This window comes from Anaerolineae bacterium, from assembly GCA_014360855.1.
Lineage (GTDB): Bacteria > Chloroflexota > Anaerolineae > JACIWP01 > JACIWP01 > JACIWP01.
In genome coordinates, this window is the sequence record JACIWP010000091.1 from 1 (window position 1) to 11,003 (window position 11,003).

An 11,003-nucleotide genomic window follows, 5' to 3' on the forward strand; every position below is an offset into this window, starting at 1 on the left:
GTAGAACCATATAATTTCATTAACAATCTGGCTTCCAAATACCTCATCAAGCAACAATCTAACCAAGCTATTGACTCGATAATCAACGTGGACGAATAAGTTTCCCCGCTCGCTGAGCAACTCGCGCATCAGCGTCAGGCGCTCGTACATCATGTGCAGGTAGGAGTCCGTCCCCTTGCCCCAGGTGTCGCGGTAGGCCACCGCCTCCAGGATGGACTGCTCCTTCTGCACGGCGTCGCCCTCCTCGCCGATCTGCACCTTCATCGTAAAGTCGGCGCCGACGTCGAAGGGCGGGTCAATGTAGATCAGGTCAATCTTGCCGCGGAACTGCTCCAGCAGGGATGCCATCACCAGCTTGTTGTCGCCCCAGATGAGCATATTGCGCCAGTCATCGCGGTGGGCCTGCTGGCGAAACTCTTCTTCGGAAAATGGCAAGCCCAATTGATGCGCCTGGGCTTTGCGGGCGTCGCGCGGATAGTCAATGGTCTCGATGCGCTGTAGGGGCAGTGGGGATTCGGGCAGGCGGACAGGCCGGCGGTTGCCGTACTCGTCGTACTTGCCCTCCCAGACCAGTTCGGTCTTCATGCGGGAAAGCGGATGTGGATTGTGGGGTCCCCATTCGGTCATAGGTGCTCTCCTAAACGAGCCTAGATACCGCTTCATCTCACCATAAATGTATCTTAAGAGATGGGCTATGTCAAACCCCTGGATAGATAGGGGTTCCAGAGACGGAGCTTCCTTCCAGCATTTGTCCGTGACCCCGCGCTCCTGCGCCCGGGGAATTCGCCCCGGCCCACCCCCTGTGGTATAATAGCGCGCAAACCCGCAGGGATGGGTCCCGGAGGAAAATGTGAGCCGCCGCAGTCCGTCGAAGAAACGTGCACCAATGAAACAGCCGGCCAAACGCCCGGACCGCCGGCAGACCTACTTCATCGTCCTGTCCGTCATCGTCGGGCTGGCCATGGTCATCAGCGCAGTGCTGATCGCGCTCCCTCAGCCGGAGCCGCCCACACCCACCCCAACGCCGGCGGTGATACTGCTGGAAACGCCGGCCGTCCCTACCGCCACGCCCACGGGCACACCGACCCCGAGCGCGCCGGCGCCGGCGTCGGCACCCACGCCGGCGGCCAGCCCCGCGCCATAACGGATCCGCGCCGCTTCCGCGGGAGTTCCTGCCTTGGAAAAGGACCGCCTGGGCCTGCTGTACGCCATCGCCGCCGTCTTCTTCTTCTCCACCAGCGCCGTCCTGGTGCGCTTTTCCGCCCCGCTCTCTACCTATCAGATAAGCTGTGGCCGGCTGGTGGTTGGCTCGGCGGCCATCCTGTTGTTGGGCTTCCTGCGGCGGGAGCACCGCTGGCCGGCGCGCGCCGACTGGCCCCGCTTCATCGTCTACGGCGCCATCACCGCCGCCCATTTCGTCTTTTACGTGGCCGCCATCCTGTACACCACCCTGGCCCATGCCCTGACGCTGGTGTACACGGCGCCCATTTGGGTGGCGCTCCTGTCGGCCTGGCGCCTGAAGGAGCCTCTGCGGCCGCGGCAGTACGCCGGCATGCTGGTGACGCTGGCCGGCCTCGGCGTCATGGTGGGCTTCGAGCCGCAGATGAGCCGGCAGATGATTATCGGCGACCTGCTGGCGCTGGCCTCGGCGGTGATGTTCGCCCTGTACACCATCGCCGGCCGCTCTCAGCGCCAGCGCTATCCCCTGTTCACCTATGCCGGCCTGGTCTACGGGCTGGCGGCGCTGTGGCTGGCGCCGCTGGCGGCCGCGACGACGCATTCCGTCCCGGGATGGCCGCAGGTGCTGGCTGTCATCGGGCTGGGGCTGATCCCCATGGCCGCCGGCCACACGCTGTACAACGCCGCCGTGCGGCACACCCATGCCGCCTACGCCAATCTCATCGCCACCCAGGAGGTCACCGGCGGGGTACTGCTGGGGATACTTCTGCTGGGGGAGGTGCCAGGCCCGACCACGGTCATCGGCCTGGCCGTGACGCTGGTCGGCATCGCCCTGGTGCTACGCTGAGGCGCGGTACAGGCCGTGCTCCTCGATATAGCGGCGCACCGGCTCCGGGGTCAAATAGCGGATAGAATGCCCGAGGCGAATGCGCCGGCGGATATCCTCGCCGGAGATTTCCATCAGGGGCATGTCGAAGAAACGAAGGCGCCGGCGCAGACCCGGGAGCTGGCGTTCCAATTCATCCAGGTCGCAGGTATAGCCCGGCCGGCGGGCCACCGCCAGGATACAGAGCTGGATGAGCAGGTCGGGGCGGTACCAGCTCAAGATATTGGCCAGCGAATCCATCCCCATCAGGAAGAAAAGCTCCGTCCCCGGCGCCTGGGTTTCCCCGATCAGACGCACCATGTCCACGGAATAATGCGGCCCGGGGCGCTCCACATCGACGCGGGAGATGGCAAAGGCGGGATTGTCCGCCAGAGCCAGCTCCAGCATGCGCAGACGGTGCTCGGTCGGGGTATGGGGTTCATCCAGCTTGTGTGGGGGCACGCCGGCCGGCACGAAGAGCACCTGCTCCAGCCCCAGGCCCTGGCGCGCCTGCTCGGCCAGGAGCAGGTGCCCGAAGTGCACCGGGTCGAAGGTGCCGCCCAGGATGCCCAGCCGGCGGGCCGCTACCCCTGCCATTCTTCCTGCCACTCCAGCTCCACATCGCCGATGCGCACGATATCGCCGTCCTGCACGCCGGCCTCGCGCAGCGCCTGGGAGATGCCCAGGGCGTCCAGGATGCGCTGGAAGCGCATGACCGATTCGTGCAGGTCCCAGCGGGTCATGACCGCAGCGCGCTCGATGGCCGTGCCGCGCACCCGCCAGCCGTCCTCCTCCCGCTCGATCTCGAAGCGATTCTCGTCCGCCGGCAGTCCGAAGACCGGCATCTCTTCGGCCGGCTCCATCTCCTCGCGCGGTAGCACGTCCAGCATGGCGAACAGGGTGCGCACCAGTTCCGGCACGTTCTCCCGGGTGGCGGCGGAGATGGCCATGGCGCGGTAGCCGCGCTTTTCCCAGGCGGAGCGCAGGGCCGGCCATTTGGCGCGCGCCTCCGGCACGTCTATCTTATTCAGCACCACGAGCTGTGGTTTGGCGGCCAGCCTCTCGCTGAAGAGGGCCAGCTCGCGGTTGATCTGCTCGAAATCGCGCAGGGGGTCATCGGAGGTGCCGTCAATCAGGTGCACCAGCAGGCGGGTGCGCTCCACGTGGCGCAGGAACTGATGGCCCAGGCCGGCGCCGGCGTGCGCGCCCTCGATCAGGCCCGGGATATCGGCCATGACGAAGGTGCGGTGGTCCATCTGCACCACGCCCAGATGCGGCTCCAGCGTGGTAAAAGGATAGTCGGCGATCTTGGGGCGCGCCGCGCTGACCACGGAGAGGAGGGTGGACTTGCCGGCGTTGGGCTTCCCCACGATGCCCACATCGGCGATCAGCTTCAGCTCCAGCCTCAGCCAGCGCTCCTCCCCGGGCTCCCCCTTCTCGGCGATGCGGGGTGCCTGGTTGGTGGGGGTGGCGAAAGAGGCATTGCCGCGGCCGCCCCGGCCGCCGCGCGCCACCAGCAGGCGCTGTCCCGGCCGGGTCAAATCGCCCAGCAGGGCGCCCGTCTCCGCATCGTAGACCACGGTGCCCGGCGGCACCGGGATGATCAGGTCCTCCCCTTGCGCGCCGGTCTGGTTCTTGCCGCGCCCGTGCTGGCCGCGCGGCGCCTTCCAATGGATGCGGTTCTTGAAATGCAGGAGGGTATTCAGGTTGGGGTCCACTTCCAGATACACGTCGCCCCCTTTGCCCCCCTTGCCGCCGTCCGGCCCGCCGAAGGGGACAAATTTCTCGCGGCGAAAGCTGACACAGCCGTCGCCGCCCCTGCCGCCCTGCACGAATATCTTTACTTCGTCGAGGAACACGCTGACATCCCCTTTGCCGGCAATATCGGGCAAGTGCCCGAGCAAACACCCATAAGCATATCCATTTCCAGAGGGATGTCAAAAAGAGGGGCGGGTCCGAAGGCCCGCCCCGTTCGGTCAGACGCGGATTTCCCTGCGCTGAAAGAGGATATAAGACAGGGCAAAGAGGAGGATGGTGCCGGCGATGAGGCCGGTCAGATGCGGCCAGATGAGCACCAGGCTCTCCCCCAGCGGCAGGGGCGTGCCCAGAATGGCTCCCTGCAACTGCCAGGTCAGCACCAGCCCCAGGGAACGCACGTTGGGCTGGAGGATAGGGATAATGGCCTCACTGAACAGGGTGTTGGGCGAGATGCGCGCCAGGTTCATGGCCAGTTTGGTCTGCGCCAGGATTTCCTCCATGGTGCCGTAGCGGATGGGCAGGAGCGCAGACGCCAGCAGACTGCTCAGGATGTCCCAGAACACCAGGAAGAAGAGCCAGATGGCGATGGCGGCCAGTGCGGCCGTCGCCGGCTGGCGGAACACCACCGAGAAGACCATCGCCACTGCCAGCCAGATGCCGCCGTAGAAGATGGAGAGCAGGAGGAGGCACAAGGCACGCGCCAGCTCCTCCGGGCTGGGCGGCACCCCCAGCGTGATCAGCCCCAGCCCGATGATGAGCAGCCAGATGGCCGTCAGCACCAGGGTCATGGTGAAGAGGCCGGCCAGGAACTTGCCCATCAACAGCGCGTCGCGGTAAATGGGCTGGGCCAACACGCGGGAGATAGTGCGGCGGTTGAACTCGCCGTTGATGCTGTCAAAGCCCAGGGCAATGGCGATGAGCGGTATCAGAAAGCCCAGGAAACCGACGAAGGCCGGCACGGGGTCCTTCGACGTCGTGAACAGGCGCAGGAACAGGAAGGGGTCCTGGGCAATGGTGGTGCGGATTTCCTGAATGGCCATGTAGACCGTGCCGGCGGCGGTCAGCACGATCAGGATTTCCAGGATGCGCATGCGCGCGCTGGTGAGATGATCGGCCATCTCCTTGGCGACCACCGCCCACAACCCCGTCCAGGGAGAGCCCTCGCGAGCCGGCAGGCGCCGGCCTTCCTCACGCGGCTGGGACATGCTCCACCTCCTCGAAGTAGCGGGCATAGATGTCATCCAGGCTGGGGCGGTCCAGCTCGAGAGAGAGGAGCCGGCCGCCGGCGGACATGACAGCGCCGGCGGCTTCGGTGCGCAGGTCTTCCACCGCCGCCACCCGATAGTGGTGTTTGCCATCCCAACTCACGTCGGTGACGCCGGGGAGCCGGCGCAGGGCCGCCGTGATGGATTCCGACGAACCCTCTGCCTCCAACTGTATGTGGTAAGCGGTGCCCAGCACCTGCCGTGCCAGCTCGGTCACCGTGCCCTCCAGCACCATATGCCCTTTATGGAACAGGCCCACCCGGTCGCATACTGCCTGCACTTGGTGGAGCAAGTGGGAGGAGAGGAGGATGGTGATGCCCTCCTCCTTGAGACCCCGGATGATGCGCAGGAACTCCCGCGCAGCTTCGGGGTCCAGCCCCTGGGTGGGCTCGTCCATAATGATGAGCTGGGGCTTTTTGATGAGCACGTCGGCCACGCCCAGCCGGCGCTTCATGCCGTGGGAATAGGTGACGACAGGACGGTCCGCCACATCCAGCAGACCCACCCGCCCCAGCGCCTCTTCGATGCGCTCCTGCGCAGCGCGCCCGGAGAGGCCGTTCAGCCGGGCGATATAGGCCAGGTTCTCCCGGGCGGTCAGCTCTTCGTAAAAGCCCACCTCGTCAGGCATATAGCCGACGCGCGCCTTCACGCTGAGGGGCTGTCGGGCCGGGTCCAGGCCCAGCACCCGCACCCAGCCGGCGGTAGGCTCGGTCAGCCCGAGGAGCATGAGGATGGTGGTGGTTTTGCCGGAACCGTTGGGCCCCAGCAGGCCGAAGATCTCCTGCCGGCGCACCCGCAGGTTCAGGTTCTCGACCGCCACCACCCCGTTGTAATGCTTGGTCAAGCCCTCGGTCTCGATCACCAGTTCGTCCATACGCGCCCTCCTTCCGCCATCAGCGGCGGCCGAAGCGCAGGACGGCGATAGCGACCACTCCCACCGCGACGGCGATCAACGCCACACCGACAACACCCCACAGGGTCGAGGTGCGGACAGTGATGCGGAAGTCCACCGACTTGGAGCTTTCCTTTTCCGGCTTGGCGGTGATGGTGACCATGTAGTCGCCGGCAATAGCCTTATCGGCCGGCCTGATGGTCATCTTGACCTCGGCCTGCTCGCCGGCAGGAATGCTGGCGATTTCCTCGGGGTCAAAGGAGACCGTCCAGCCGGATGGCTCCGAGGAGCTCATCTTCACCTTCTCGGCCGCGGCATCGCCGGTGTTGCGCACCACGATCTTGATGGTGTTCTCCTTGCCGGCGTACGCGTCGCCGGAGAGCCGGCCGTCCGCGCCGCTGATGCTGAGCACCGGACTGCCGGGCTTGGGCGTGACATCCGCCGTCAGCTTGGTCTCGGCCTCGGTCTCACCGCCGCGCGCCCGCAGGGTGATGTCATACTTGCCGGCGGGAAGATCATCGGGCGGGTCAACTTCGATGGTCAGGGACTTGGACTCGCCGGCTTTAATGGGGAAACTGCTCACATCCTGCCCCAGCAAGCGGAAGATCACCTTGAAATTCTGCGGCGCGTCATAGACCAGGTTGACGTTCAGGTCTTCCCCACCCTCGTTGCGCAGGGTGGCATCATAGCGGAAGGTGGTGGTGGGGTTCCCCCGCAGGGTGGGCAGTTTGACCTCCCAGGTCAGGGTCGGGGGTAGCTTCTCCTTCACGGTCAGCTCCAGCGGGAGGGTCACCTGCCCTCGCTCGCTCTTGCCAATCAGCGTGAAGCGGTAGGTATCCGGGGCGGCCTCCGCCGGCACCTCGATCTTCAGCGAGACAGAGGTCTTCTCCTCCGTCTGGACGTAGGCCGCGCGGATGACATCCCCGCCGCCGCGCAGGGTTGCCTTCCAGCCTTCGGGCAGTCCCTGCACCTCCAGGGAGACGATCTGGGGTTCGGAGTTCGCCAGCAAGGAGATGTCAAAGGTCGCCGTTCCGCCTTTGGCCACTTCGCGCGCCGGATAGGTGGTGAACATGCGGAAGGGTGCGGATGTGCCGGCCTCCCCCTGCGCCAGCACAACCAACGGGCTTACCAGCAAGGACAGCAAGACCAGCAGACTGATCCAGGCCAGGCTTCGATGTCGCCACATAGGCACAACCTCCTCGCTCCTTCAGAGTATCAGGATATTCTCACGGGCGAAATCCGCCATCGGTATATCACGGCTGGATTAAAAGAAGATTAAGCGCCGGCGAAATACCCCGAAGGTACGTATTGCCGGATTCGGGAGCATCCGGTATAATAATGGCGAGATGATGCGGATTAGCGGTTATTCACGTGATGGACGTGCCTCTCCATCTTCCCAGGCCGGCGGCCCCAATCCGGTATGAGCTTCACCTGATACAGGTTCGGTCAAGTAACGCGCAGGACACCCATCATGCCAGAAAAGGTGCTGATTTTCACCCACAATCGGGCGGTAGCCTCGTCCCTGGCGAAGGCACTGGATCAGCATGGGTTTGTTGTCCAGACCACCGGCAACAAACGGCAAATGATGACATGGGTCGCCAGCGCCGACGCGGATTATGTGGTAGTCGACGCGACCGATGATCCGGTCAAGGGATTGGGCCTGTGCGAGAAACTGCGGCACTCTGACCCGTACGCCTGGCTTATCGCCGCTCTGCCGCGCTCTTGTCCATCCATCCCCACGGCGGTGGACGCGCATTTTGAGGAACCCATCACCTTTCGCAAGCTGTACTACCGCATCAAGCGCCTTCAGGAGATTCCCCCGCGCTATCTGGTGCGCTTTGGTGATGTGACCTTTGACCCCAAGCACCGCCTGCTCCGGCGGGGGGAGAACAGCGTCCGGCTGACGCCGAAGGAGGCCGCTCTGCTGTCCCTGCTGGTGGCGCGCGCCGGCGAGGTCGTCACCCGTGAGGAAATCATGCGCGCGATCTGGAACACCGATTACATCCGGGATACCCGCACCCTGGAAGTACACATCTGCTGGCTGAGGAAAAAGATCGAGCCGACCCCCCGCCGCCCGATCTATCTCCAGACGGTGCGCGGCCAGGGGTATCGGTTGGTGCTCCCGCCGGAGAGCCACGCGCCGCCGGCCAGGTGAACCCGCCCACACCGCCGGCAGGACTTCCTTCTGGCACCCAGCCAGAAGCTCACCACTTTCCCGCAGGAGGAACACCTCAATGGATACCGTTCACGTGCTGTGCCTTGGCCGCTTCAGCGAGAGCCAACTGGAACGACTGCGCGCCGTATCTCACCGCCTGCAGGTGGAGCAGATCCCCACCCAGGACTTCGCCTCCATCAGCGAGCCGCTGACCCGCGCCGAGGTACTGTACACCTTCGGACTGCCGGCCTCGCTGGAGCAGATGCCGCGCCTGCGCTGGGTACAGTTATCCAGCGCCGGCGCGGAGCATCTGGCCGGCCATCCGGTCATGGCCGCTCGGCACATTCACATCACCACCACCAGCGGCATTCACGCCGGCCCAATGGGGGAATACGTCATGGCGGTCATGCTGGCCTGGGCGCGCCGCCTGCCCACCACCCTGGAGCTACAGCGCCGGCGGGAGTGGCCCAAAGGGCGCTGGAACATCCTGCGCAGTCTGGAACTGCGCGACGCCACCCTGGGCATCGTAGGATACGGGAGCATCGGCCGCGAGATCGCCCGGCTGGCCTCTGCCTTCGGCATGCGCGTCCTGGCCCTGAAGCGCCATCCGGAAGAGCGGCGCGACCGCGGCTACATTGAGCCGGGATTGGGGGATCCGGAGGGCCGCCTGCCGGCGCGGTGGTACGCTCCCGAAGAACTGCATGCCATGCTGGCGGAATGCGACTACGTGGTGCTGACCGTGCCCCTGACGCCGGCCACCCGCGGCCTCATCAACGCCGACGCACTGCGTGCCATGAAACCATCGGCACTGCTCATCAATGTGGCGCGCGGGGATATTGTCGTGGAACAGGACCTGCTCCAGGCCCTGCGGGAGAAGTGGATCGCCGGCGCCGCCCTCGACGTGTTTTCCAAAGAACCCCTGCCGGCGGACCATCCCCTCTGGGAGCTGGACAACGTCATCCTCACGCCCCATATCTCGGCCATCACGGACCGCTACGAGGAGCGCGCCGCGCGCCTCTTCGCCGAGAACCTGCGTCGCTATCTGGCCGGCGAGCCATTATTGAACGAGATCAATCGTGAGGAGGGATACTGAGACATGTCCGTTCCGTCCGTGAAAGAAGCTCTCCTGGAGCGCATCCGGCGGAAGGAGGCCCGCGTGGGAGTGGTAGGCCTGGGATACGTGGGCCTGCCGCTGGCGGTGGAATTTGCCGAGGCCGGCTTTACCGTGCTGGGCATTGACCTGGACCCCAACCGGGTGGCGGCCATCAACGCCGGCCAGAGCTATATCGGGGACGTGCCGGCGGAACGCCTGCGGCCGCTGGTGGAGGCGCGCCGGCTGATGGCGACGAGCACGTACGATATGGTCCCACAACTGGATACCATTTCCATCTGCGTGCCGACCCCGTTGGGGAAAAGCCGCGACCCGGACATCTCCTATATCCTCCAGGCGGCGGATGCCATCTCCCAACGCAGCCGGCGCGGCCAGCTCATCATCCTGGAATCCACCACCTACCCCGGCTCCACCGAGGAGATCATCGCCCCACGCCTGGTGGCCAACGGCCTGCGCATCGGCGAGGATATCTTCCTGGCCTTTTCGCCGGAGCGGGTGGACCCCGGCAACCCGGTCTACACCATCCGCAACACGCCCAAGGTCATCGGGGGGATGACGCCGGCCTGCCTGGAAGTGGCCAGCGCGCTGTACGGCTCCATCATCGAGACCATCGTGCCGGTCAGCTCGCCGGCGGCCGCCGAGATGACCAAACTGCTGGAAAACACCTTCCGCGCCGTCAACATCGCCCTGGTCAACGAGATCGCCATCATGTGCGACCGGCTGGGGCTGGACGTGTGGGAGGTGATTGACGCCGCCGCCACCAAGCCCTTCGGCTTCATGCGCTTCCTGCCCGGGCCGGGCCTGGGCGGACACTGCATCCCGGTGGACCCGCATTATCTGGCCTGGAAACTGCGCACCCTGAACTACACGGCGCGCTTCATCGAGCTGGCCGGCGAGATCAACTCCCATATGCCGCACTATGTGGTGGACAAGGTCATCGCCGCGCTGAACGACGCCCGCAAGCCGGTGCGCGGCTCCGCCGTGCTGATACTAGGAGTGGCGTACAAAAAGGACGTCAGCGACATCCGCGAGTCGCCGGCGCTGGACATCATGCGCGAGCTGATCCTGCGCGGCGCGAACCTGTCGTACCATGACCCGCACGTCCCCCAATTGCAGTTGGATGATGCGCGCATGCAGTCCGTGGAATTGACCGACCAGGTGCTCCAGCAGGCGGACTGTGTTGTCATCGTCACGGACCACTCCGCCTACGACTGGGAATGGGTGGCGCAGAACGCCGGCCTGATTGTGGACACGCGCAACGCCCTGCGCGGGGTACGCGCCCCGCGCGCCAAGATCGTCAAACTGTGAACCCGGGGGAATGTCCATGGCGGAGGCGAAGATTTACCCCAATGTGCGGCTGGGCAAGAACGCGCAGATCAGCGATTTCGTCATCATCGGCGAGCCGCCGCGCGGCCGCGCGCCGGGCGAGCTGGAGACGGTCATCGGCGATAACGCCGTCATCCGCTCCCATACGGTGATATACGCCGGCAACCGCATCGGCCACAACTTCCAGACCGGCCATCACGTCCTCATCCGCGAGGAAAACGAGATCGGGGACAACGTCAGCATCGGCTCTCACACCGTCATCGAGCACCATGTGCGCATCGAGGACGGCGTGCGGGTGCACTCGCAGGCTTTTGTGCCGGAATACTCGGTGCTGGAAGAGGGGTGCTGGTTGGGGCCCAATGTGGTGCTGACCAACGCCCGCTATCCGTTGTCGGTGGGGGTCAAGGAGCGGCTGGAGGGGCCGGTCATCGGCCGGCGCGCCAAAATCGGCG

At 65.2% G+C, this 11,003-nt stretch carries 12 protein-coding genes; 6 read left to right on the forward strand and 6 right to left on the reverse strand.

What is annotated here, in order from left to right; translation table 11 throughout:
- A partial coding sequence (locus tag H5T60_06645; GenBank protein MBC7242106.1) for a site-specific DNA-methyltransferase occupies positions 1-627 on the reverse strand: 627 nt, incomplete at its 3' end.
- A gap of 223 nt (positions 628-850) precedes the next feature.
- Here H5T60_06645 and H5T60_06650 point away from each other — a divergent pair.
- Together H5T60_06650 and H5T60_06655 are read left to right on the forward strand one after the other, a co-directional pair.
- The gene (locus H5T60_06650) at positions 851-1,144 is read left to right on the forward strand and encodes a hypothetical protein (GenBank protein ID MBC7242107.1); all 294 of its coding nucleotides are present in this window, start codon (positions 851-853) and stop codon (positions 1,142-1,144) included.
- Between the two features lie 33 nt (positions 1,145-1,177).
- Positions 1,178-2,026, forward strand: coding sequence for a DMT family transporter (locus H5T60_06655; GenBank protein MBC7242108.1), 849 nt, complete (start codon positions 1,178-1,180; stop codon positions 2,024-2,026).
- Here H5T60_06655 and H5T60_06660 read toward each other — a convergent pair.
- From H5T60_06660 to H5T60_06680, 5 genes are all read right to left on the reverse strand, one after another.
- Complete coding sequence (locus tag H5T60_06660; GenBank protein MBC7242109.1) at positions 2,018-2,641, reverse strand: nicotinate-nucleotide adenylyltransferase; 624 nt, start codon at positions 2,639-2,641, stop codon at positions 2,018-2,020. The two genes, H5T60_06655 and H5T60_06660, sit on opposite strands and share 9 nt — an antisense overlap.
- Entirely contained in the window at positions 2,629-3,903 is a 1,275-nt protein-coding gene (gene obgE / locus H5T60_06665) for a GTPase ObgE (protein ID MBC7242110.1), read from the reverse strand. The genes H5T60_06660 and obgE overlap by 13 nt, the downstream gene beginning before the upstream one ends.
- Before the next feature lie 117 nt (positions 3,904-4,020).
- Positions 4,021-5,007: an ABC transporter permease gene (locus tag H5T60_06670; GenBank protein MBC7242111.1), complete on the reverse strand. Its 987-nt coding sequence runs from the start codon at positions 5,005-5,007 to the stop codon at positions 4,021-4,023.
- Positions 4,991-5,941: an ABC transporter ATP-binding protein gene (locus tag H5T60_06675; GenBank protein ID MBC7242112.1), complete on the reverse strand. Its 951-nt coding sequence runs from the start codon at positions 5,939-5,941 to the stop codon at positions 4,991-4,993. Before H5T60_06675 ends, H5T60_06670 begins: the two co-directional genes overlap by 17 nt.
- A 19-nt stretch (positions 5,942-5,960) precedes the next feature.
- Positions 5,961-7,145: an ABC transporter substrate-binding protein gene (locus H5T60_06680; protein MBC7242113.1), complete on the reverse strand. Its 1,185-nt coding sequence runs from the start codon at positions 7,143-7,145 to the stop codon at positions 5,961-5,963.
- Between the two features lie 285 nt (positions 7,146-7,430).
- Here H5T60_06680 and H5T60_06685 point away from each other — a divergent pair, with 285 nt between their 5' ends.
- The 4 genes from H5T60_06685 to H5T60_06700 form a co-directional block, all read left to right on the forward strand.
- On the forward strand, positions 7,431-8,114 hold the full coding sequence (locus H5T60_06685; protein ID MBC7242114.1) for a response regulator transcription factor: 684 nt from the start codon (positions 7,431-7,433) through the stop codon (positions 8,112-8,114).
- A 79-nt stretch (positions 8,115-8,193) separates the two neighbouring features.
- On the forward strand, positions 8,194-9,207 hold the full coding sequence (locus H5T60_06690; GenBank protein MBC7242115.1) for a D-2-hydroxyacid dehydrogenase: 1,014 nt from the start codon (positions 8,194-8,196) through the stop codon (positions 9,205-9,207).
- A 3-nt stretch (positions 9,208-9,210) separates the two neighbouring features.
- Positions 9,211-10,533, forward strand: a complete 1,323-nt coding sequence (locus H5T60_06695; protein ID MBC7242116.1) for a nucleotide sugar dehydrogenase — start codon at positions 9,211-9,213, stop codon at positions 10,531-10,533.
- A 10-nt stretch (positions 10,534-10,543) separates the two neighbouring features.
- Positions 10,544-11,003: transferase (locus H5T60_06700; GenBank protein ID MBC7242117.1), on the forward strand; the 460-nt coding region annotated here is incomplete at its 3' end.